At 63.2% G+C, this 23,181-nt stretch carries 17 protein-coding genes; 11 read left to right on the forward strand and 6 right to left on the reverse strand.

What is annotated here, in order from left to right:
* Positions 1-17 precede the first annotated feature (17 nt).
* From ACE4QZ_RS25420 to yccS, 10 genes are all read left to right on the forward strand, one after another.
* A complete protein-coding gene (locus tag ACE4QZ_RS25420) occupies positions 18-314 on the forward strand; it encodes a hypothetical protein (RefSeq protein WP_152546615.1) in 297 nt (98 codons plus the stop codon).
* A gap of 31 nt (positions 315-345) precedes the next feature.
* Entirely contained in the window at positions 346-4,299 is a 3,954-nt protein-coding gene (gene putA, locus ACE4QZ_RS25425; RefSeq protein WP_021783845.1) for a trifunctional transcriptional regulator/proline dehydrogenase/L-glutamate gamma-semialdehyde dehydrogenase, read from the forward strand.
* A gap of 725 nt (positions 4,300-5,024) precedes the next feature.
* A complete protein-coding gene (locus ACE4QZ_RS25430; RefSeq protein WP_373939398.1) occupies positions 5,025-5,258 on the forward strand; it encodes a hypothetical protein in 234 nt (77 codons plus the stop codon).
* A gap of 551 nt (positions 5,259-5,809) precedes the next feature.
* Positions 5,810-7,612 (forward strand): acyl-CoA dehydrogenase, encoded by a 1,803-nt coding sequence (locus tag ACE4QZ_RS25435; RefSeq protein ID WP_021783793.1) that lies wholly within the window; start codon positions 5,810-5,812, stop codon positions 7,610-7,612.
* Between the two features lie 31 nt (positions 7,613-7,643).
* Complete coding sequence (locus ACE4QZ_RS25440) at positions 7,644-9,086, forward strand: TldD/PmbA family protein (protein ID WP_021783792.1); 1,443 nt, start codon at positions 7,644-7,646, stop codon at positions 9,084-9,086.
* Positions 9,086-10,405 (forward strand): TldD/PmbA family protein, encoded by a 1,320-nt coding sequence (locus ACE4QZ_RS25445; protein WP_021783791.1) that lies wholly within the window; start codon positions 9,086-9,088, stop codon positions 10,403-10,405. The genes ACE4QZ_RS25440 and ACE4QZ_RS25445 overlap by 1 nt, the downstream gene beginning before the upstream one ends.
* A 107-nt stretch (positions 10,406-10,512) precedes the next feature.
* Positions 10,513-11,940: a multidrug transporter subunit MdtD gene (mdtD, locus tag ACE4QZ_RS25450; RefSeq protein ID WP_021783790.1), complete on the forward strand. Its 1,428-nt coding sequence runs from the start codon at positions 10,513-10,515 to the stop codon at positions 11,938-11,940.
* Between the two features lie 112 nt (positions 11,941-12,052).
* Positions 12,053-13,390, forward strand: coding sequence for an ATP-dependent RNA helicase DbpA (dbpA, locus tag ACE4QZ_RS25455; RefSeq protein ID WP_235776642.1), 1,338 nt, complete (start codon positions 12,053-12,055; stop codon positions 13,388-13,390).
* Between the two features lie 122 nt (positions 13,391-13,512).
* Complete coding sequence (locus ACE4QZ_RS25460; protein WP_021783788.1) at positions 13,513-14,694, forward strand: NAD(P)/FAD-dependent oxidoreductase; 1,182 nt, start codon at positions 13,513-13,515, stop codon at positions 14,692-14,694.
* Positions 14,695-14,905: 211 nt separating this feature from the next.
* Positions 14,906-17,089 carry a YccS family putative transporter gene (gene yccS, locus ACE4QZ_RS25465; RefSeq protein ID WP_021783787.1) on the forward strand — a complete coding sequence of 728 codons (2,184 nt, stop codon included), beginning with the start codon at positions 14,906-14,908 and terminating at the stop codon, positions 17,087-17,089.
* Positions 17,090-17,119: 30 nt separating this feature from the next.
* On the opposite strand, the gene ACE4QZ_RS25470 is transcribed toward yccS, so the two are convergent.
* Positions 17,120-17,857, reverse strand: coding sequence for a substrate-binding periplasmic protein (locus tag ACE4QZ_RS25470; protein ID WP_021783786.1), 738 nt, complete (start codon positions 17,855-17,857; stop codon positions 17,120-17,122).
* A 154-nt stretch (positions 17,858-18,011) separates the two neighbouring features.
* Between ACE4QZ_RS25470 and ACE4QZ_RS25475 the strand changes: the two genes are divergently transcribed.
* On the forward strand, positions 18,012-18,464 hold the full coding sequence (locus ACE4QZ_RS25475) for a GNAT family N-acetyltransferase (protein WP_021783785.1): 453 nt from the start codon (positions 18,012-18,014) through the stop codon (positions 18,462-18,464).
* A 33-nt stretch (positions 18,465-18,497) separates the two neighbouring features.
* Here ACE4QZ_RS25475 and ACE4QZ_RS25480 read toward each other — a convergent pair whose 3' ends face one another.
* The 5 genes from ACE4QZ_RS25480 to ACE4QZ_RS25500 all read right to left on the reverse strand — a co-directional run bounded on the left by ACE4QZ_RS25480 (position 18,498) and on the right by ACE4QZ_RS25500 (position 23,179).
* Complete coding sequence (locus ACE4QZ_RS25480; RefSeq protein WP_016395304.1) at positions 18,498-18,794, reverse strand: helix-turn-helix domain-containing protein; 297 nt, start codon at positions 18,792-18,794, stop codon at positions 18,498-18,500.
* A 12-nt stretch (positions 18,795-18,806) separates the two neighbouring features.
* Positions 18,807-19,307 carry a M48 family metallopeptidase gene (locus ACE4QZ_RS25485; protein WP_003249394.1) on the reverse strand — a complete coding sequence of 167 codons (501 nt, stop codon included), beginning with the start codon at positions 19,305-19,307 and terminating at the stop codon, positions 18,807-18,809.
* Between the two features lie 39 nt (positions 19,308-19,346).
* Positions 19,347-21,473: a putative bifunctional diguanylate cyclase/phosphodiesterase gene (locus ACE4QZ_RS25490; protein ID WP_021783784.1), complete on the reverse strand. Its 2,127-nt coding sequence runs from the start codon at positions 21,471-21,473 to the stop codon at positions 19,347-19,349.
* Positions 21,474-21,684: 211 nt separating this feature from the next.
* The gene (gene fba / locus ACE4QZ_RS25495) at positions 21,685-22,749 is read right to left on the reverse strand and encodes a class II fructose-bisphosphate aldolase (RefSeq protein WP_021783783.1); all 1,065 of its coding nucleotides are present in this window, start codon (positions 22,747-22,749) and stop codon (positions 21,685-21,687) included.
* A 100-nt stretch (positions 22,750-22,849) separates the two neighbouring features.
* Positions 22,850-23,179 carry an MliC family protein gene (locus ACE4QZ_RS25500; protein ID WP_021783782.1) on the reverse strand — a complete coding sequence of 110 codons (330 nt, stop codon included), beginning with the start codon at positions 23,177-23,179 and terminating at the stop codon, positions 22,850-22,852.
* Positions 23,180-23,181 lie beyond the last annotated feature (2 nt).

Raw genomic sequence — 23,181 nt, forward strand, 5'->3', positions numbered from 1 at the left:
TGGCGTTTGTTTTTATCATGCACAACCGCAGCGATGGCGGTTGCACCCAGGCGGCGAATGCTATGCAACAACGCAAAGAAGGTGCAACCATTTTTCTTTTGCAAGTTGCACCTGCCAGTGCATTTTCCGACAAAGCCCATTTTTTGCTCCTTTCGGGAGTAAAAAACCGGTTTTTCAGAATAAATCACACCAAAAACGCCCCTTTTCAGGGGGCGGGAATGGCTATCGGACGAGTTGCACCTTCTACACAAAAAATTCAGGTTGCACCTAGTTGCACCCGAATTGTCCTACAGCTACTCTTGATGCCAGCTTAGGCCACAACCGTGGCAATAACGAGGATAAGAAATGGCGACTACCACCCTTGGGGTCAAACTCGACGACCCGACCCGTGAGCGACTCAAAGCAGCTGCGCAGTCCATTGACCGCACACCTCACTGGTTGATCAAGCAAGCGATCTTCAATTACCTGGAGAAGCTCGAGGGTGGCGCAACCCTGACCGAACTCAACGGTCATGCCAGCAACCCGGCCGACGATGCCGGTGAAATCCAGGCCGACCACAGCCACCAGTGCTTCCTCGAATTTGCCGAGAGCATCTTGCCGCAGTCGGTACTGCGCTCGGCAATCACCGCTGCCTACCGCCGCCCCGAGCAGGAAGTGGTGCCAATGCTGCTGGAGCAGGCGCGCCTGAGCGCGCCGCTGGCCGAAGCCACCAACAAGCTGGCCGCAAGCATTGCTGAAAAACTGCGCAATCAGAAAAGCGCCGGCGGCCGTGCCGGTGTCGTCCAGGGCCTGCTGCAGGAGTTCTCGCTGTCGTCTCAGGAAGGCGTGGCGCTGATGTGCCTGGCCGAAGCCCTGCTGCGTATCCCCGACAAAGGCACCCGCGATGCGCTGATCCGCGACAAGATCAGTACCGGCAACTGGCAGCCACACCTGGGCAACAGCCCGTCGCTGTTCGTCAACGCCGCCACCTGGGGGCTGCTGCTGACCGGCAAGCTGGTCAGCACCCACAACGAAACCGGCCTCACCTCCTCGCTCACTCGCATTATCGGCAAGAGCGGCGAGCCGATGATCCGCAAGGGCGTCGACATGGCCATGCGCCTGATGGGTGAGCAGTTCGTCACCGGCGAGACCATTGCCGAAGCACTGGCCAACGCCAGCCGCTTCGAGTCCAAAGGCTTCCGCTACTCCTACGACATGCTCGGCGAAGCAGCACTGACCGAGCACGACGCGCAGAAATACCTGGCGTCCTACGAGCAGGCCATCCACTCGATCGGCAAGGCCTCGCATGGCCGCGGCATCTACGAAGGCCCAGGCATCTCGATCAAGCTGTCGGCACTGCACCCGCGCTACAGCCGTGCCCAGTACGAGCGCGTGATGGAAGAGCTGTACCCGCGCCTGCTGTCGCTGACGCTGCTGGCCAAGCAGTACGACATCGGCCTGAACATCGACGCCGAAGAAGCCGACCGCCTGGAGCTTTCGCTCGATCTGCTCGAGCGCCTGTGCTTCGAGCCATCCCTGGCTGGCTGGAACGGCATCGGTTTCGTTATCCAGGCCTACCAGAAGCGCTGCCCGTACGTGATCGACTACGTCATCGATCTGGCCAAGCGCAGCCGCCACCGCCTGATGATCCGCCTGGTAAAAGGCGCCTACTGGGACAGCGAGATCAAGCGTGCTCAGGTCGAAGGCCTGGAAGGCTACCCGGTCTATACCCGCAAGGTGTACACCGACGTGTCCTACGTGGCCTGCGCCCGCAAGCTGCTGGCCGTGCCAGAAGCCATCTACCCGCAGTTCGCCACCCACAACGCCCACACCCTGTCGGCCATCTACCACATTGCCGGGCAGAACTATTACCCGGGCCAGTACGAGTTCCAGTGCCTGCACGGCATGGGCGAACCGCTGTACGAGCAAGTGGTTGGCAAGATTGCCGATGGCAAGCTGAACCGCCCGTGCCGCGTGTACGCGCCGGTCGGCACCCATGAAACGCTGCTGGCCTACCTGGTGCGCCGCCTGCTGGAAAACGGCGCCAACACCTCGTTCGTCAACCGCATCGCCGACCACTCGATTTCCATCCAGGAACTGGTCGCCGACCCGGTGGCCAGCATCGAGCGCATGGGTACCCAGGAAGGCAGTATCGGTCTGCCGCACCCGCGTATCCCGCTGCCACGCGATCTGTATGGCACTGAACGGGCCAACTCGGCCGGCATCGACATGGCCAACGAACACCGTCTGGCATCGCTGTCCTGCGCCATGCTGGCCACCGCTCACAACGACTGGAAGGCTGCCCCGCTGCTGGCCTGCGCCGCCAGCGAGAGCGCTGCGGCACCGGTACTGAACCCGGCGGACCACCGCGACGTGGTTGGCCACGTGCAAGAAGCCACCGTTGCCGACGTGGACCACGCCATCCAGTGCGCACTGAACGCCGCGCCGATCTGGCAGGCCACCCCGCCAGCCGAGCGTGCTGCCATTCTGGAACGCACCGCCGACCTGATGGAGGCCGAAATCCAGCCGCTGATGGGCCTGCTCATCCGCGAGGCCGGCAAGACCTTTGCCAACGCCATCGCCGAAGTGCGTGAAGCCGTGGACTTCCTGCGCTACTACGCGGTGCAGGCACGTAACGACTTCAGCAACGACGCCCACCGCCCGCTGGGCCCGGTGGTGTGCATCAGCCCCTGGAACTTCCCGCTGGCGATCTTCACCGGGCAGGTGGCCGCAGCCCTGGCTGCCGGCAACCCGGTACTGGCCAAGCCTGCCGAGCAAACCCCGCTGATCGCCGCCCAGGCCGTGCGCCTGATGTTGGAAGCTGGCATCCCCGAAGGCGTGCTGCAACTGCTGCCAGGCCGCGGTGAAACCGTCGGTGCCGGCCTGGTAGGAGACGAACGCGTCAAAGGCGTGATGTTCACCGGTTCCACCGAAGTGGCCCGCCTGCTCCAGCGCAACGTCGCTGGCCGCCTGGACAACCAGGGCCGCCCGATCCCGCTGATCGCCGAAACCGGCGGCCAGAACGCGATGATCGTCGACTCCTCGGCACTGACCGAACAGGTCGTGATCGACGTGGTGTCCTCGGCCTTCGACAGTGCCGGCCAGCGTTGCTCGGCCCTGCGTGTGCTGTGCTTGCAGGAAGACTCCGCCGACCGCGTAATCGAAATGCTCAAGGGCGCCATGGCTGAAAGCCGCCTGGGCTGCCCGGACCGCCTGGCCGTGGACATCGGCCCGGTGATCGACGCCGAAGCCAAGGCCGGCATCGAGAAGCACATTCAGGGCATGCGCGAGAAAGGCCGCTCGGTCTACCAAGTGGCCATTGCCGATGCTGCCGAGATCAAGCGTGGCACCTTCGTCATGCCGACCCTGATCGAACTGGAAAGCTTCGACGAACTGAAGCGTGAAATCTTCGGTCCCGTACTGCACGTGGTGCGCTACAACCGCCGCAACCTGGACCAATTGATCGAGCAGATCAACAACTCCGGCTACGGCCTGACCCTGGGCGTGCACACCCGCATCGACGAGACCATTGCCAAAGTGGTGGAAACCGCCAATGCCGGCAACATGTACGTCAATCGCAACATTGTGGGTGCCGTGGTGGGCGTGCAGCCGTTCGGTGGTGAAGGCCTGTCTGGCACCGGCCCGAAAGCCGGCGGCCCGCTGTACCTGTACCGCCTGCTGTCGACCCGTCCGGCCGACGCCATTGGCCACCACTTCCAGCAGCAGGACGGCGAAGGCAAGCCGGACCGCACCCTGCACGAACAGCTGGTCAAGCCACTGCACGGCCTGAAGGCTTGGGCCGAGAGCAACCAGCTGGCCGACCTGGTCGCGCTGTGCAGCCAGTTCGCCAGCCAGTCGCAGAGCGGCATCGCCCGCCTGCTGCCCGGCCCGACCGGCGAGCGCAACAGCTACACCATCTTGCCGCGTGAGCACGTGCTGTGCCTGGCCGACAACGAAACCGACCTGCTGGCGCAGCTGGCCGCAGTACTGGCCGTTGGCAGCTCGGCGGTATGGGTTGACGGTGAACCGGGCAAAGCCCTGCGCGCCCGCCTGCCGCGTGAGCTGCAGGCCAAGGTGAAGCTGGTCGCGGACTGGAACAAGGATGAAGTGGCGTTCGACGCCGTGATCCACCATGGCGACTCGGACCAGTTGCGCGGCGTATGCCAGCAGGTGGCCAAACGTGCCGGGGCGATCGTTGGGGTGCACGGGCTGTCCAGCGGTGATCACCAGATTGCGCTGGAGCGTTTGGTGATCGAGCGGGCGGTGAGCGTGAACACTGCGGCGGCGGGTGGTAACGCCAGCCTGATGACCATTGGCTGAAGCTGAGGGTTGCTGAAAAAGGGGAGCTTCGGCTCTCCTTTTTTATGGGCGTTTGTCTTGAGATTGGGTTTGGGGGGCTGGGGCTCGCCACAACATTTTCTGCGCCTGCAAGACCGAGCGCCGCCCGCGCGGCGCATCGCGAGCTGCGCTCGCTCCTACGTCTGTTTCGGGCCAGTAACGCCCGTGACAGGCGCGCGCGACCGTTTTGTTTGTTCGGCGCAATATCGCGACATGCCCCAAAGCGCCCGCGCGCAAATCCCCCAGAAATAATTGGCCCGAAACAAACGTAGGAGCGAGCGCAGCTCGCGATGCGCCGCGCGGGCGGCGCTCGGTCTCCAAGACGACGCACCTCTGCCGCCATACCCTCAAAGCCACACCGCATGGCACGCCACGCCGCACGGCATGAGGTTGCGCAATGGCCGGGCATGTTTGCCGTGGATGTTATGCCGTTGCTGAAATCGAGCGCCGCCCGCGCGGCGCATCGCGAGCTGTGCTCGCTCCTACGTTTGTTTCGGGCCAGTAACGCCCGTGACAGACGCGCGCGACCGTTTTGTTTGTTCGGCGCAATATCGCGACATGCCCCAAAGCGCCCGCGCGCAAATCCCCCAGAAATAACTGGCCCGAAACAAACGTAGGAGCGAGCGCAGCTCGCGATGCGCCGCGCGGGCGGCGCTCGGTCTCCCAGACGACGCACCTCTGCCGCCATACCCTCAAAGCCACACCGCATGGCACGCCACGCCGCATGGCATGAGGTTGCGCGATGGCCGGGCATGTTTGCCGTGGATGTTATGCCGTTGCTGAAATCGAGCGCCGCCCGCGCGGCGCATCGCGAGCTGCGCTCGCTCCTACGTCTATTTCGGGCCAGTACGCCCGTGACAGGCGCGCGCGACCGTTTTGTTTGTTCGGCGCAATATCGCGACATGCCCCAAAGCGCCCGCGCGCAAATCCCCCAGAAATAACTGGCCCGAAACAAACGTAGGAGCGAGCGCAGCTCGCGATGCGCCGCGCGGGCGGCGCTCGGTCTCCCAGACGACGCACCTCTAACGCCATACCCTTAAAGCCATGGCGCATGGCACGCCACACCGCATGGCATGAGGTTGCGCAATGGCCGGGCATGTTTGCCGTGGATGTTATGCCGTTGCTGAAATCGAGCGCCGCCCGCGCGGCGCATCGCGAGCTGCGCTCGCTCCTACGTCTGTTTCGGGCCAGTAACGCCCGTGACAGGCGCGCGCGACCGTTTTGTTTGTTCGGCGCAATATCGCGACATGCCCCAAAGCGCCCGCGCCCAATCCCCCCAGAAATAACCGGCCCGAAACAAACGTAGGAGCGAGCGCAGCTCGCGATGCGCCGCGCGGGCGGCGCTCGGTCTCCCAGACGACGCACCTCTAACGCCATCCCCTTAAAGCCATGGCGCTCGCCCTTTCTAAAACAATATCACTCACACCTATTAACCTGTCCCCTCCCGCACCAGGCCCCTACACTCGCAGCATCCCGCCTCAGGACCGCCACCATGCCCGAGACCTTGCTCAGCCCCCGCAACCTCGCCTTCGAGCTCTACGAAGTCCTCGACGCCGAAGCCCTGACCCAACGCCCGCGCTTCGCCGAACACAGCCGTGAAACCTTCGATGCGGCACTGACCACCGCGCGTACCGTCGCCGAGAAGTATTTCGCCCCGCACAACCGCAAGGCCGACGAAAACGAACCACGCTATGTGGATGGCCGCGCCGAACTGATTCCCGAAGTAAAACCCGCCGTCGACGCCTTCCTCGAAGCCGGCTTCCTCAACGCCAACCGGGACTTCGAGGTTGGTGGCATGCAGCTGCCCAGCCTGGTCTCGCAAGCCTGCTTCGCCCACTTCCAGGCCGCCAACGCGGGCACCACAGCCTACCCATTCCTGACCATGGGCGCGGCCAACCTGATCGAGAGCTTCGGCTCCGATGAACAGAAGCGCCTGTTCCTGCAACCGATGATCGAGGGCCGCTACTTCGGCACCATGGCGCTGACCGAACCCCACGCCGGCTCTTCGCTGGCCGACATCCGCACCCGTGCTGAACCAGCAGACGACGGCAGCTACCGACTCAAAGGCAACAAGATCTTCATTTCCGGCGGCGACCACGAACTGTCGGAAAACATCGTGCACATGGTGCTGGCCAAGCTTCCGGACGCCCCGCCCGGGGTTAAGGGCATCTCGCTGTTCATCGTGCCCAAGTACCACGTAAACCCGGACGGCAGCCGTGGCCCGCGCAACGATGTGCTGCTGGCCGGGCTGTTCCACAAAATGGGCTGGCGCGGCACCACCTCCACAGCCCTGAACTTCGGCGACAATGGCCAGTGCGTCGGGTACCTGGTCGGCCAGCCGCACCAAGGCCTGGCCTGCATGTTCCAGATGATGAACGAAGCACGTATCGGCGTTGGCATGGGGGCGGTCATGCTCGGTTACGCCGGCTACCTGTATTCGCTGGAGTACGCCCGCCAGCGACCGCAAGGCCGGCTGCCGGACAGCAAAGACCCGCTCAGCCCGGCAGTACCGATCATTGCGCACACCGATGTGAAACGAATGCTGCTGGCACAAAAGGCTTATGTAGAAGGCGCCTTCGACCTGGGCCTGTACGCAGCGCGCCTGTTCGACGATACCCAGACCGCCGACGACGAAACGTCGCGCAACCAAGCGCAGGCGCTGCTCGACCTGCTGACCCCGATCGTCAAATCCTGGCCTTCGGCGTTCTGCCTCAAGGCCAATGAACTGGCGATCCAGGTTCTCGGCGGCCACGGCTACACCCGCGAATACCCGGTCGAGCAGTACTACCGCGACAACCGCCTGAATCCGATCCACGAAGGTACCGAAGGTATTCAGTCGCTCGATTTGCTCGGCCGCAAGCTGGCGCAGAACAATGGTGCCGGCCTCAAGCAACTGATCCGCCTGATCGCCACCACCGGCGAGCGCGCCAGCCATCACCCCAACCTGGACCTGCTGCGCCAGCCGCTGGAGCAGTTGGTCAACCGCCTGCAAGGCGTAACCCTGGCCCTGCTCGGCGATCTGGCCCAAGGCAAAGTCGCTGGTGCCTTGGCCAACTCTGCCTTGTACCTCAAGGCCTTCGGCCACTGCGTGATCGGCTGGCGCTGGCTTGAGCAGGCGGTTCACGCCGAGCTTGGCCTGCTCAAGGCAAGCGCTGCTGATCGCGACTTCTACCTCGGCAAGCTGCAAGCCGCACGTTATTTCCTGACCTGGGAAGTACCGGGCTGCCATAATGAGCTGGCATTGCTCGAGGCACACGACGATACCTGCCTCGCCATGCAAGACGGGTGGTTCTAGGGGGAGCCACCGTGTACACGGAGGCATCCGCATGTTCGATTCCAGCGCCCTGCTGCGCCAGCGCTTTGCCGCGCTGCGCAGTACGGCCGAGTTGTTTTCCCTGCGCCATGTAAAACAGTCGCACCAGGCGCTTTCAGTTCGCCGCAACGTCGCCGAACCACCCTTCTTCAGCCAGGATGAGGGCGCCATGCTCACCGTGCGGGTCAATGGCGTGGAGGCCTACGCTGCCACCGCCGACCTGTCCCAGGCTGGCCTGCAGCGCGCCCTTGAGCAAGCCGAGGCGCTGGCGCGGCAGATCGCCCGGCACAGCCTGCTGGACCTGCGCGAACAAGCGGTGACCAGCGCACACCACGACCATGTCTCGCCCAACTTCGACCAACCCGTACCCAGCCTCGCCGACTGCCTTGGCCTGCTCGCCGATGAATCGGCCAGCGTGCCCAGGGACAGCCGCCTTGTGGACTGGCAGGCCAGCCTGGGGCTGAGCCTGGTCGAGCAAACCTACCTCAACTCGGCCGGCGCCGAGCTGCGCCACGCCCAGCGCTTCCTGTTCCCGGGCCTTGGCGTAACTGCCAGCGATGGCCAGGACAGCCAGAGCCGCAGCCTGGGCCGCGACAACTTCGGCCAACAGGGTGGTTTCGAGATCATCGAGCGCTGTGGCCTGGTCGGCGCGGCCAGCCGGGTGGCCGACGAAGCGCTGCAACTGCTGCTGGCACCGAACACCCCCAGCGGCCCGCGTGACCTGCTGTTGATGCCGGACCAGATGATGCTGCAGATTCACGAATCCATCGGCCACCCGCTGGAGATGGACCGCATTCTCGGCGACGAGCGCAACTACGCCGGCACCAGCTTCGTCAAAGCCAGCGACTTCGGCCACCTGCAGTACGGCTCCAGCCTGCTGAACGTGACCTTCGACCCGACCATTGGCGAAGAGCTGGCCAGCTACAGTCATGACGACGACGGCACCCCGGCCAGCAAAGCATTCCTGATACGCGACGGCCTGCTGCTGCGCCCGCTGGGTGGCGCGCTGTCTCAGTTCCGCTCTGGCCTGGACGGCGTGGCCAACAGCCGTGCCTGCGGCTGGAACCGCGCGCCGATCGACCGCATGGCCAACCTCAACATCGAGCCTGGTGAGCAAAGCCTGCCGCAACTGATCCAGGGCATCGAGCACGGCATCCTGATGCGTACCAACCGTTCCTGGTCCATCGACGATGCGCGCAACAAGTTCCAGTTCGGCTGCGAATGGGGCCAGTTGATTGAAAATGGCGAGCTCAAGGGTATCGTCAAGAACCCCAACTACCGCGGCATCTCCGCGCAGTTCTGGCGAAACCTGTCAGCGGTTGGCGACCACAGTACCTTCCAGGTGCTGGGCACGCCCAACTGTGGCAAGGGCGAACCCAATCAGGTGGTGCGGGTCGGCCACGCCTCGCCGGCCTGTGTGTTCCGCCAGATCGATGTATTCGGAGGAGACGCCTGATGAAGTACGCTTTCGAAAACCTGGTCGGGGATGTGCACGCCGCCCTTCAGGCGGGCGAGCAGTTCACCCTCGGTTACAGTGCCGAGCAATCGCAGTTCGTGCGTTTCAACCATGCCAAGGTGCGCCAGGCCGGCGAAGTCAGCCAGGCCAGCGCGCAGCTGCGGCTGGTGCGCGATGGGCGCCAGGCGGAACAGCAGGTAACCTTGAGTGGCGACGCACAACTGGATCGCCAGCGCCTGAATGTTGCGCTCGAGCAGTTGCGTCAGACCTTGCCGCTGCTGGCCCTCGACCCTTATCTGCGCCTGGACGAAAATGCCTGGCACAGCCATAGCCTGCAGGAACACCCCCTGCCCGCACTGAGCGAAGTACTGGATCTGCTCGAGCGTGAAGCAGGCGACCTGGACCTGGTCGGCATCCATGCCGCCGGCCCGGTCTGCCGGGGTTTCGCCAGCTCGTTCGGCGCCTTCGGCTGGCACCAGGCCAACAGTTTCAACGTCGACTGGAGCCTGTTCCACGCTAATGGCCAGGCGGTGAAGGCCAACTATGCCGGCCAGGCCTGGAGTGCCGACGACTTCACCGCGCGCCTGCGCCAAGCACGAGAGCAGTTGGGTTTCCTCGGTCGCCCGGCAGTTACCCTCAAGCCCGGCACCTACCGCGCCTACCTTGCACCTGCGGCCATGGACGAAGTCGCCGGCATGCTGTGCTGGGGCGGCTTTTCCGCGCAAGCCCTGGCCACTGGCAACAGCGCTCTGCAGCGCCTGTACAACGGCGATGCACGGCTTAGCCCGCTGGTGAGTTTTACCGAGCAGGTAAGTGGCTCACTTAGCCCAGCATTTTCCGATGAAGGTGCGCCGCGTCTGGATGTGCCGCTGATCCAGCAAGGCGAGGCCCGGCAGCAGTTGATCAGTGCGCGCAGTGCGGCCGAGTTCGAGCTGCAGGCCAATGGCGCCGACGGCTATGAGTCGCCCTGTGCGCTCAGCCTGGCGCCGGGCAATCTGGCCAGTGCGCAGATCCTTGAGCGGCTGGGCACCGGCCTGTACATCAGCAACCTGTGGTACCTGAACTACTCGGACCTGCCAGCGGCGCGCATGACCGGGCTGACCCGCTTCGCCACCTTCTGGGTAGAAGACGGGCAGATCCAGGGGCCGGTGAGTACCATGCGCTTCGATGACAGCCTGTACAGCTTGCTGGGCAGCCAGCTTGAGGACCTGACCCAAGAGCGCGAGATGATCCTGTCCACAAGTACTTATGGGCAGCGCAGTACTGGGTCGAGTCATTTGCCCGGGGCGCTGGTCAAAGGCCTGACCCTGACATTGTAATAGGCATTGATGGCCCTATCGCGGGCAAGCCCGCTCCTACAGGGGGCGCCAAACCCTTGCAGAAGCGGGTACCCGCGAAGAGGCTGGCACTGACAAACGAGGAAGTCATGCCCGAACGCACCCCGCTGGACCCCGTCACCGCCCGCTGGATCCCTTGGGTGGTGGCCATCGCTTTCTTCATGCAGTCCCTGGACGGCACCATCCTCAACACTGCGCTGCCGGCCATGGCCCGCTCGTTGGCCGAAGACCCTTTGCGCATGCAGGGTGTGATCATTGCCTACATGCTCACCGTGGCCCTGCTGATCCCTGCCTCAGGCTGGATCGCCGACCGTTTCGGCACCAAGCGCATCTTCTTCAGTGCCATCTTGCTTTTCAGCTTTGGTTCGCTGCTGTGCGCCGTAGCCAACAGCCTTGGTTTCCTGATCTTCGCCCGCGTAGTGCAGGGCCTGGGCGGTGCACTGATGCTGCCGGTCGGGCGGCTGGTGGTGCTGCGCGCCTACCCCCGCAGCGAGCTGGTGCGGATCATGAGCTTCATCACCATCCCCGGCCTGCTCGGGCCATTGCTGGGTCCAACGGTCGGTGGCTGGCTGGTGGAAATCCTCAGCTGGCACTGGATCTTTCTGCTCAACCTGCCAGTCGGCCTGCTTGGCTGCATTGCCGTGTGGAAGTTCATCCCGGACTTGCGCGGCGCCGAGCGCACCACCTTCGACGGCCCTGGTTTCCTGCTGTTTGGCGCAGCGATGGTACTGATCACCATTGCAATGGAAGGCCTGGGCGAGCTGCACCTGCCGCACTTGCGGGTAATGTTGCTGCTGTTCGCCGGCATGGCCTGCCTGGCCGCGTACTGGCTGCGAGCCGGGCGCGACCCGGAGCCGCTGTTCTCGCCCAGCCTGTTCCGCGTGCGCACCTTCGCCATCGGCATCCTCGGCAACCTGTTCGCCCGCTTGGGCAGCGGCGCTCTGCCCTTCCTGGTGCCGTTGCTGCTGCAGGTCGCGCTGGGCTACTCGCCCGCCCAGGCAGGCATGAGCATGATCCCGCTGGCGGTGGCGGCCATGCTGGCCAAGTCCATTGCCCGACCGCTGATCGAACGGTTCGGATATCGCATCATTCTGACCGGTAATACCTTGCTGCTGGGCATCCTGCTGGCAAGCCTGGGCCTGGTGGACGAGCAGACGCCCTATTGGCTGCTGTTGGTGCAACTTGGCCTTCTGGGTGCCGTGAACTCCATGCAGTTCACGGCGATGAACACAGTGACGCTCATCGATCTCGACGATGCCAGCGCCAGCAGCGGTAACAGCCTGCTGTCGGTGGTCGCGCAACTGTCGCTGAGCCTGGGCGTGGCTTGCGCCGGCGCACTGTTGGGCGGTTTTACTGCGGCAGGCAGCGCCGAGGGCGTGGAAACCACCCTGGGCGCGTTCCAGCTGACCTTCGTCACCATCGGTGTAATGGCCATGCTGGCGGCGGCGATTTTCCTGCAACTGGCGCCGACGGACGGAAGGCGTGCCCGTCGTCCGGAACAACACATGGAGTCGTAGGGCGAATGGCCACGAGGCTGGTAGACTGTGCGGCATTTTTCGCTTCGCAACGCAGGCCCGCCTCGTGACCACCGAATCCACCGCCTTTGCTACCTTGCCGCTGTCCACTGCCATGCTGGCCAACCTGGACGCCCTCGGCTATGCCTCGATGACGCCTATCCAGGCCCAGAGCCTGCCTGTCATCCTCAAAGGCCAGGACCTGATCGCCCAGGCCAAGACCGGTAGCGGCAAGACCGCCGCCTTCGGCATCGGCCTGCTCAACCCGATCAACCCGCGCTACTTCGGCTGCCAGGCGTTGGTGCTCTGCCCTACCCGCGAGCTCGCCGACCAGGTGGCCAAGGAGCTGCGCCGCCTGGCCCGCGCCGAGGACAACATCAAGATCCTGACCCTGTGCGGCGGTGTTTCGCTTGGCCCACAGATCGCGTCGCTGGAGCACGGCGCACACATCATCGTCGGCACTCCAGGGCGCATCCAGCAGCACCTGGACAAAGGCACCCTTGTACTGGACGGGTTGAACACCCTGGTACTGGACGAAGCCGACCGCATGCTCGACATGGGCTTCTTCGACGCCATCGCCAGCATCATCGGCAAGACCCCGTCGCGCCGTCAGACCCTGCTGTTCTCTGCCACCTACCCGGCCGGCATCAAGCAACTGGCCGCCGACTTCATGCGCAACCCGCAGCAGGTCAAGGTCGAGAGCCTGCACGCCGACAACCAGATCGAGCAGCGTTTCATCGAGATTGACCCGCAACAACGTCTGGAAGCAGTCACCCGCGTGCTCGGCCACTACCGCCCGCAGTCGTGCGTAGCGTTCTGCTTCACCAAGCAGCAATGCGAGGACGTGGTTGCCCACCTGACCGCCAAGGGCATCGTCGCACAGGCCCTGCACGGCGACCTGGAGCAGCGCGACCGTGACCAGGTGCTGACCATGTTCGCCAACCGCAGCAGCTCGGTGCTGGTGGCTACCGACGTGGCCGCCCGCGGTCTGGACATCGATGGCCTGGACATGGTCATCAACGTGGAACTGGCACGTGATGCGGAAATCCACGTGCACCGCGTGGGCCGCACCGGCCGCGCCGGCGAGAAAGGCATTGCGGTCAGCCTGGTGGCACCGGCCGAAGGCCACCGCGCCCAGGCCATCGAAGCGCTGCAGAAGAGCCCGCTGCGCTGGGACCAGCTGGACAGCCTGAAAAACAAGGGCGGCGAGCCCCTGCTGCCAGTGATGACCACGCTGTGCATTGCCGCTGGCCGCAAGGACAAGCTGCGCCCTGGCGACATCCTGGGGGCCTTGACCGGTGATGCCGGCATCCCGGGCAAGCAGGTGGGCAAGATTGCCATCTTCGACTTTCAGGCGTTTGTGGCCGTGGAGCGGGCGCTGGCCAAGCAGGCCATGCAGCGGCTGAACAGCGGCAAGATCAAGGGCCGCGCCCTGAAAGTCCGCATTATCTAAATGCCAGGCAAATCCCCTGTAGAAGCGGTTTTACCCACGAATGCGGCAGTGAATGCACCATCGCATTCGCGGGTGAACCCGCTCCCACAGGGTTCAGCATTTCAACTCTGAAGGTTCATACAGTGCACTCCACCGACGTGATCATCCTTGGCGCCGGCGCCGCCGGCCTGATGTGCGCCCAGCTCAGTGCCCGTCGCGGCCGCCGGGTGCTGCTGCTCGACCACGCCAACAAGCCAGGCAAGAAGATCCTCATGTCCGGCGGCGGGCGCTGCAACTTCACCAACATGTACACCGAGCCGGCCAACTTCCTTTCGCACAACGCACACTTCTGCAAGTCGGCGCTGGCTCGCTACACCCAATGGGACTTCATCGAACTGGTCTGCAAGCACGGCGTGGCCTACCACGAGAAGAAACTCGGGCAACTGTTCTGCGACAACAAGGCCAGCGACATCCTCGACATGCTGCTGGCCGAGTGTGACGAGGCCGGCGCCGAGATCCGCATGCACACCAGCATCGAACAGATCGAGAAGACCGAAAGCGGCTATATGTTGCAGACCAGCAGCGGCCAGTTCGCCTGCCAGTCGCTGGTCATCGCCACCGGCGGCCTGTCGATCCCGACCCTGGGCGCCACCGGTTTCGGCTACCAGGTGGCCCGCCAGTTCGGCCACACCCTGCTGCCAACCCGCGCCGGGCTGGTGCCATTCACCATCACCGAGCCCCAACTCAAGGCGATGTGCACCGAATTGTCTGGCACCTCGCTGGACTGCACCGCCAGTTGCAACGGCACCAGTTTCCGCGAAAACCTGCTGTTCACGCACCGCGGCCTGAGCGGTCCGGCGATCTTGCAGATCTCGTCATTCTGGGAAGCCGGTGACACGGTCGAGATCAACCTGTTGCCCGACCGCGATGCGCTGACCTGGCTGCAACAGATGCAGGCCGAGCGCGCCAACGCCGAACTGAAGACCGTGCTGGGCGAGGTCTTCACTCGCAAGCTGGCTAACTTGCTGGCCGAGCAGTGGTTCGAGTCCAGACCGATGAAGCAGTACACCCCGGCGGAACTGGCGCAAATCGCCGAAAAGCTGGCGAACTGGCAAGTTGTGCCGGCCGGCACCGAAGGCTACCGCACCGCCGAAGTGACCCTGGGCGGCGTGGATACCCGCGAGGTGTCGTCCAAGACCATGGAATCGCTGAAAAGCCCCGGTTTGTACTTCATCGGTGAAGTGCTGGATGTCACCGGCCACCTGGGCGGTTTCAACTTCCAGTGGGCCTGGGCATCAGCGAACGCCGCAGCGCAGTTCGTGTAGGGTAGAATCCTTTCAGCAGCACGGAACGCTTCTTGCTGGCCCGTGTTTGGAGCCGTTATTGGGGCCGCTTCGCGCCCCTTCGCGGGCACGCCCGCTCCCACAGGGTTCTTTGTAGAACGTGTGGGAGCGGGCGTGCCCGCGAAGGGGCGCGAAGCGGCCCCAATAACCGGCCCTGAAAGGTATTCTTCTGATCACCGCCTGGCAGGCCATCATGTCATCGAGCTCGTTCCGTCAGTCACTGCGTCGCCTGTGGGGCCAAGACAAGTTCAGCTACAGCATCCGGGTCACCATTGCCCTCACCGGCAGTCTGGCCCTGTGCTGGTACCAGAACGAGATGGCCCTGCTGATTCCACTGTTCCTCGGCATCATCGCCAGCGCCCTGGCCGAAACCGACGACAGCTGGCAGGGCCGCCTCAGCGCCCTGGCCGTTACCCTGGTGTGTTTCGCCATCGCTGCACTGGCGGTCGAGTTGCTGTTCCCTTACCCCTGGATCTTCGTCATTGCCCTGGCCCTGGCCGCCTTTGGCCTGACCATGCTCGGAGCGCTGGGCGAGCGCTACGGCGCCATCGCTTCGGCCACCTTGATCACTGCGGTCTACACCATGATCGGCGTAGACCAGCGCGGCGGCCAGGTCACCGACTTCTGGCACGAACCGCTGCTGCTGGTGGCAGGTGCGGCCTGGTACGGGCTGTTGTCGGTGCTGTGGCAGGCGCTGTTTTCCAACCAGCCGGTACAACAGAGCCTGGCCAAACTGTTCTTCGAGCTGGGCAGCTACCTCAAGCTCAAGGCCAGCCTGTTCGAACCGGTCCGCACGCTCGACGTCGAGGCCCGGCGCCTGGAACTGGCCCAGCAGAACGGCAAGGTGGTGGCAGCGCTGAACGCCGCCAAGGAAATCATCCTGCACCGGGTGGGCAACAGCCAACCAAACTCGAAGGTAAGCCGCTACCTCAAGCTGTACTTCCTGGCCCAGGACATCCACGAGCGTGTCAGTGCCTCGCACTACCCCTACAACGCTCTGACCGAGGCGTTTTTCCACAGTGACGTCATGTTCCGCTGCCAGCGCCTGCTGCGTAAGCAGGGCTCATCTTGCCAGGAGCTGGCCCGCTCGATCCGCCTGCGCCAACCGTTCGTGCTGGCCAGCGGTTATCCAGAAGCCCTCGAGGACCTCAACGCTTCGCTCGAACACCTGCGCATTCAAAGCAACCCGGCCTGGCGCGGCCTGCTGCGCTCGCTGCGGGCGCTGGCTGCCAACCTGGCAACGCTGGACCGCCTGCTCAGTGCCGCCAGCAACCCGGACAGCCTGGCCGATGCCAGCGACAGCAGCCTGCTCGACCGCTCGCCACGCTCGCTGAAGGACGTATGGACGCGCCTGCGCACCCAGCTCACACCGACCTCGCTGTTGTTCCGCCATGCCTTGCGCCTGCCGCTGGCGCTGTCGATCGGCTATGGCATGGTGCACCTGATTCACCCGACCCAGGGCTACTGGATCATCCTCACCACGCTGTTCGTGTGCCAGCCCAACTACGGGGCCACCCGGCGCAAGCTGGTGCAGCGAATCTTCGGCACTGCCGTTGGCCTGACAGTGGGCTGGGCCTTGTTCGATCTGTTCCCTAACCCGGTCATCCAGTCGTTGTTCGCCGTGGTTGCCGGGGTGGTGTTCTTCGTCAACCGCACGACCCGCTACACCCTGGCCACTGCCGCGATCACCCTGATGGTGCTGTTCTGCTTCAACCAGATCGGCGATGGCTACGGCCTGTTCCTGCCACGCCTGTTCGATACTCTGGTGGGCAGCCTGATTGCCATCCTCGCGGTATTCCTGTTCCTGCCTGACTGGCAGGGCCGACGGCTGAACAAGGCGCTGGCCAATACCCTGGCCTGCGCCAGCGTCTACCTGCGCCAGATCATGCAGCAGTATGCCCACGGCAAGCGCGACGACCTGGCCTATCGCCTGGCCCGGCGCAATGCCCACAACGCTGACGCGGCGCTGTCCACCACCTTGGCCAACATGCTGATGGAGCCGGGGCATTTCCGTAAGGAAGCCGACGTTGGCTTTCGCTTCCTGGTGCTGTCGCACACCCTGCTCAGCTACCTCTCGGGGTTAGGCGCGCACCGCGACACGGCGTTGCCGGCGGAGGTACAGGAGCAGTTGATCGAAGGCGCCGGGCAAAGCCTGGCCAACAGCCTGGACGAGATTGCCAACGGCTTGGCTGCACGGCTGCCGGTGGCGATTCACAGTGATACCGAAGAGGCGCTGGCCAATGCCCTGGAGCAGATGCCGGAAGATCTGGATGAGCATCAGCGGTTGGTGCAGACGCAGTTGGCATTGATATGCCGCCAGCTAGGGCCATTGCGGACCCTGGCGGCACACCTGATCAAAGAAGGTGCCCCGGCCTGATAGTTTTATTGCCTGTGCTGGCCGCTGCGCTCAAAAACCATACTGACGCAGCAGCCGGGCATAGCTGCCATCCGCCTTCATCGCCGCAATCGCCTGCTCAAAGCGCTGTACGATCCGCCTATGCTCCGGGTGCTTCAGGCTGACCAGAATATGCAGGGTGTTCTCCCCTAGCGGCGGCTCCACCAGCATCACTCCATCACGTACTTCCTGCGGCTCACGTTGCAGGTTGTAGCGGGCCACGTACTCGTCTTCCACCGCCAGGCTTACCCGCCCCGCCGCCAACATGCGTACCGCAGAAGAAAAGTTGCGCACCGGCACCTTGTGCAGACGGGGATCCCCGTCGAATTCCGGTGAATAGGCGTAATCGCGCACTACAGCAATGCTGTAGGGATAAAGGTCAGACTGCTGCTTGTAGCTAAACGTCTCGCCCTTGCGTTGCAGCAGCCGAATTCGATTACTGAGGTAGGCGTTGGAGAACTGCCCGATATTGGCGCGCGCATCGTTGTACCAGGCATTGATCAGCACGTCGTAGCGCCCTTCACCTACCCCCAGCAACGCACGCGCCCACGGCACCTCTTCATAGCCGCTGGCGTAGCCGGCACGGGCTAGCGCCGTAGTAACGATGGAGGTCGCAAGGCCGCCGCCCGGCATCTTGGCATCGGTGAACGGTGGCCAGTTGTCAGCCACCAGCCGTAGCTTGTCGCGACCCAGGGCGGGTGTTGCCAGCATCGTTGCCAGCAATCCCAGAACACAAAGCAGTGGCCGCATGCTCACGTCCTTTCGCATATGGAGGGCAACACTGGCAGTGAGATTACACAAAGCTGTTACCGAGGGCAGCGGCCAATAGTGTCATTTAGCCTCTATTTTGGCCGAAGCACATGCAGCATGCGATGATCCAGCCCCATCCAAGGAGTTCGTGCCAATGTCAATCGACTGGCTCTGCAAGCACCACACCGCCCTCGGCAAGGAGCAGCTCTATGCCATTTTGCAATTACGCACTGAGGTATTCGTGGTGGAGCAGCGCCACGCCTATCAGGAAGTCGATGGTCAGGACCTGACCGGCGATACCTTGCACCTTATGGCCTGGCAGGAAGACAAGCTGGTGGCCTACCTGCGCCTACTGGATCCGCAATCACAAGGAGGGGATGTGGTGATCGGACGCGTGGTGACATCACCGCAAGCGCGAGGTTTGAAGCTCGAGGAAAGCTTGCTGCTCAAAGGGCTGGAGGCGGCGGAGCACTGTTGGCCGGGAGTGCCGGTGTATCTGTCGGCTCAGGCGCATTTGCAGGATTTTTATGCCCGCCATGGGTTTGCGGTGGTGAGCGGGGAGTCTCTGGTGGACGGCATCGCGACTATCGGAATGCGAAAGGGTTGAGGCCGCCCCCACGGACCGCGCCAGCTTTTCAAATCAGGGGTAGCCCAGCACTTCGCGGATCTGCCGCAAGTGTTGGATGATCCACTGCTTGTCGATCGCCCCCCAGTCATGAATGCGGTAATGCCCGGCGTGGTTGCGTGCGCCTTCCTGCTGTTCGAACTCGCAGACGATGTCCAGGTCGGCCAGCGCGGCGATAGTGTCCTGGGCTGTGCGACGGGGCATGCCGGTGGCCTCCATCAGGGCGGGCACGCTGGTCGCGGTCTGGCTGTCGATCAGCCAGGCCACGTACAGGCGGCGGTAGAAGCTGCTCTTGGTCTTGCTTACTTCCATGCTGCATGTTCCTTAGAGGTTGCCCGGCAGCTCCCGGTAGGTCAGGTAGACGCGCAGGTCGAATTCCAGTTGGTGATAGTCCGGCTCCATGTGCTGGCAGAGCTGGTAGAACGCCTTGTTGTGATCTCGCTCGCGCAGATGCGCCAACTCGTGCACCACGATCATGCGCAAGAACTGTGGCGCGGCCTCCTTGAACAGCGAGGCAATGCGGATTTCCTTCTTCGCCTTGAGCTTGCCGCCCTGCACCCGCGATACCGCCGTGTTCAAGCCCAGGGCCCGATGCGTCAGGTCGAGGCGGCTGTCGAACAGCACCTTGTCCAGGTTTGGCGCACTTCGCAGGTACTGTTGGCGTAGATCCTGGGCATAGCCATACAGCGCCTTGTCGCTTTGCACGTCATGGCGGTCAGGGTAACGGCGCTGCAGGTATTCACCCAGGCGGTCGCTGTCGATCATCTGCCGCACCTGCGCCTGCAGGTGCGGGGGATAGGCTTGCAAGTAACGTAATACGGTCATGGCGCTGTATTCGGCGTAACGAATGCCGATTCTAGCCAATCACGGCCCTGGCCAGGAGAAAATTGCCGGGAAGCCGCTAGCGTCAGCTGCAGTCATCGGATAAGCCACCAGGAAGCCCTGAACGTATTCGCAGCCATTGGCCTTGAGCCAGGCTGCCTGTGCCGGGGTCTCCACGCCCTCGGCGATCACCGTGATACGGTAGTCGGCACACAGGCCGATCACGCTGCGAACCAAAGCAGCATCTACCGCCGAATCGGGCAGCCGTGCCACCAGATGACGGTCGAGTTTGAGGGTATCGATAGGCAGATCGCGCAGCATGCGCAACGAACAGTCCCCCGCACCGAAGTCATCCAGAGCCACCCTCACGCCCAGGTCACGCAAGCGGTGTATCTGCTTGACGGCCGCATCGATGTTATACATAAGCGAGGTTTCCGCCACTTCCACTTCCAACTGCGTCGGGACAAGCTGGTAAAGCTGGATGACCCGTTGCAGCTCTTCGACCAACCCAGGCATGACGAACTGAGCGCGGCTCAGGCTGATGCCGAGCACAAGGTCCGCCGGAAACCGGTCATACCAGGCCTGCCGCTGTGCGGCCCCCTGGCGGTAGATCCAGCTGGCCAGGCGGTTGATCAGGCGCGCTTCTTCCAGCAATGGGATGAACAGCCCCGGCGGTACATCGCCAACGCTGGGGTGCTGCCAGCGCAGCAAGGCCTCGAAACCACGCAGGCGACCATCGTGGAAAGCTACCTGTGGCTGGTACACCAAGGTAAAGTCCTGCTGCTCGATGGCCATACGCACGCTGTCCTCGAGCATCAGCCGCGAGCGCGCCCGTCCATTGAGTTCCTGGTCGTAGAAGCGGTATTGCTGACGCCCAGCCTGCTTGGCTGCGTACATCGCAGTATCGGCCGAACGCAGCAGGCCTTCGACATTGGCGCCGCAGTCAGGGTAGGTGGCAATACCGATGCTGACCCCAAGGCACACATCGAGCCCGTCTACCTCATGGCTGATGGAAACACGCTCGAGCAACCGTTCGGCATAACGCCCGGCCTGCTCCGGGTAGGGCAAGCTGTCGAACAGTGCAGTGAACTCGTCGCCGCCCATGCGCGCCAGCAAGGCCTCGCTGCCCAGGCAGTCCTTGAGCTGCTCGGCCACCCAGCGTAACACCCGGTCGCCAGCGTCATGGCCGAGCGAGTCGTTGATGCGCTTGAAGCCATCCAGGTCCATGTACATCAGCGCCTGCGCCTTGCCCGAGCGCTCGTTACGCAACAGGGCACCTTCAGCAGCCTGGTAGAAACCACGGCGGTTGAGCAGGCCGGTGAGCGGGTCAGTAATGGCCTGATATTCCAGTTGCTGGTGCAAGTCATGCACCACCGACATATCCAGCACGGTCACCACCATGGCCTGCTGGTCGGCCGGCAACGGCGCACAGGACAGCGCCACTGGCACAGCTTCCCCCCCATGGATACGCAGTTGAGCATCGTGTACGCGGAAGATCCGTCGCCCTTGGTAGGCCTTGTAGAAGTCCGAATCGCGCCACAGGCTGGCACTGCCCAGCTGCACAACGTCGAGCAACTGGGTGCCCTGCAGTTGTTGCACCGGTGCCGCCAGCAAACGGGAAATGGCCGGATTGGCAAAACTGATGATGCCATGGGCATCAACCACCAGAATGCCTTCGGCGGCATTTTCCAGGATGGACGCATTGAATGCCCTGGCCGCCTCCAGCTCGCGACTCAGCTGCTGCAGCATGCGCCGGTTGCGCTGCTGGTCGAGCAAAGCCTGGACCTTGGGCTTGAGAATTTGCGGGTCGAACGGTTTGAACATGTAGTCCACGGCGCCGCTGGCATAGCCTTTGAGCACGGCCGCTTCGGACTGTTCGTTGGCGGTGAGGAAAATGATCGGAGTCAGTCGGGTACGCTGATTGCCGCGCATCAGCCGGGCGACTTCAAAGCCGTCCATTTCCGGCATCTGTACATCCATCAACACCAGGTCGACTTCGTACTCAAGCAACGCGCTCAAGGCTTCAATCCCAGAGCTAGCCGTCAATACTTGCCAATCCTGCCGGGCCAACAAGGCCCGCATGCTGATGAGGTTCTCGGGGTAGTCGTCTACTACCAGAAGAACTGAGCTGCCATCCAGTGGCTGTTGTTGAAGGTAAGCGCCATCCATGCTGCTTCTCTGTTATGTGACCGACTTCAAAATACGGTTGGATCCATTAGTACTCTAGACCTGAGGCTGCAACACGCAATGCAATCAGAACGCTATCAGTGGCTAAACTGTACGTTAGCCGACTAACGGTCGATCCGCCGACATTACGTGCAGGCTTTCATCGCCCATAAAAAACCCGCATCGCTGCGGGTTTTTCAGTGTTACCTGTCGATCAGTTGACCTTGGCGGCCAGCTCACCTTTCAGATAGCGCTGGTACATACCTTCCAGAGAGACCGGCTTGATCTTCGAGGCATTGCCAGCGGTGCCGAAAGCTTCGTAACGGGCGATGCACACGTCGCGCATGGCCTTGATGGTTTCACCGAAGAACTTGCGCGGGTCGAACTCGCTCGGGTTCTGCGCCATCAGACGGCGCATGGCACCGGTAGACGCCAGACGCAGGTCGGTATCGATGTTGACCTTGCGCACACCATGCTTGATGCCTTCAACGATTTCTTCGACCGGTACACCGTAGGTTTCTTTGATGTCGCCGCCGTACTGGTTGATGATCGCCAGCCACTCTTGCGGTACCGAGGACGAACCGTGCATCACCAGGTGGGTGTTGGGAATGCGCTTGTGGATTTCCTTGATGCGATCGATGGCCAGCACGTCACCGGTTGGTGGCTTGGTGAACTTGTAGGCACCGTGGCTGGTACCGATGGCGATCGCCAGGGCGTCGACCTGGGTCTTCTTGACGAAGTCGGCGGCTTCTTCCGGGTCGGTCAGCATCTGGCTGTGATCCAGCACGCCTTCGGCGCCGATCCCGTCCTCTTCACCGGCCATGCCGGTTTCCAGCGAACCCAGGCAGCCCAGCTCGCCTTCAACCGAAACGCCGCAGGCGTGAGCCATGGCAACGGTCTGCTGGGTAACGCGGACGTTGTATTCGTAGTCGGTCGGGGTCTTGCCGTCTTCACCCAGCGAGCCGTCCATCATCACCGAGCTGAAGCCCAGCTGGATCGAGCGCTGGCAGACGTCAGGGCTGGTACCGTGGTCCTGGTGCATGCACACCGGAATGTGCGGGAACTCTTCGATGGCAGCCAGGATCAGGTGGCGCAGAAACGGGGCACCGGCGTATTTGCGGGCACCGGCCGAGGCCTGGACGATCACCGGAGAGTCGGTCTTGTCGGCCGCTTCCATGATGGCGCGCATCTGCTCGAGGTTATTGACGTTGAAAGCTGGAACGCCGTAGCCGAACTCGGCGGCGTGGTCCAGCATCTGGCGCATGCTAATGAGTGCCATTGTGTATCTCTCTCCCGACAAGCGTCGTTTGTTTCGTGCAAGCCTGCCGCAGGGGCGGTTGCTGTTCAAGTAGTGTGGGCCACCCTCGCGGCCCGGCCAGTCACGGTGCCTTGCAACCCCGCCCAATCAGATCGTTGGTTGCCACCCAGTACACCAGGCCTTCTTCGCCCTTGGTGTGGAAGGCCAGCATGCCATCGCTGTAAAGCGCACCCGAAGCACCCGGTTCAGCCTTGAGCCGATAGACCTGATCACCGCCGCCAAGGCGTACATCAACCTGGTCGCGTTGGGCATCGGCAAAGCGCCAAAGCACCTCAACCTGAGTGTCGCAGACCCAACGGGTCCAGTTGTCTGCCGGGGCGGGTTGCGCCGGCTGCAGCAGTGAGCATCCTGCCAGTGTCGCCAAGGCCGACACGGCCAAAAGCGCTTTCATTC

The organism is Pseudomonas sp. DCA-1 (genome assembly GCF_046523955.1).
GTDB lineage: Bacteria > Pseudomonadota > Gammaproteobacteria > Pseudomonadales > Pseudomonadaceae > Aquipseudomonas > Aquipseudomonas putida_Y.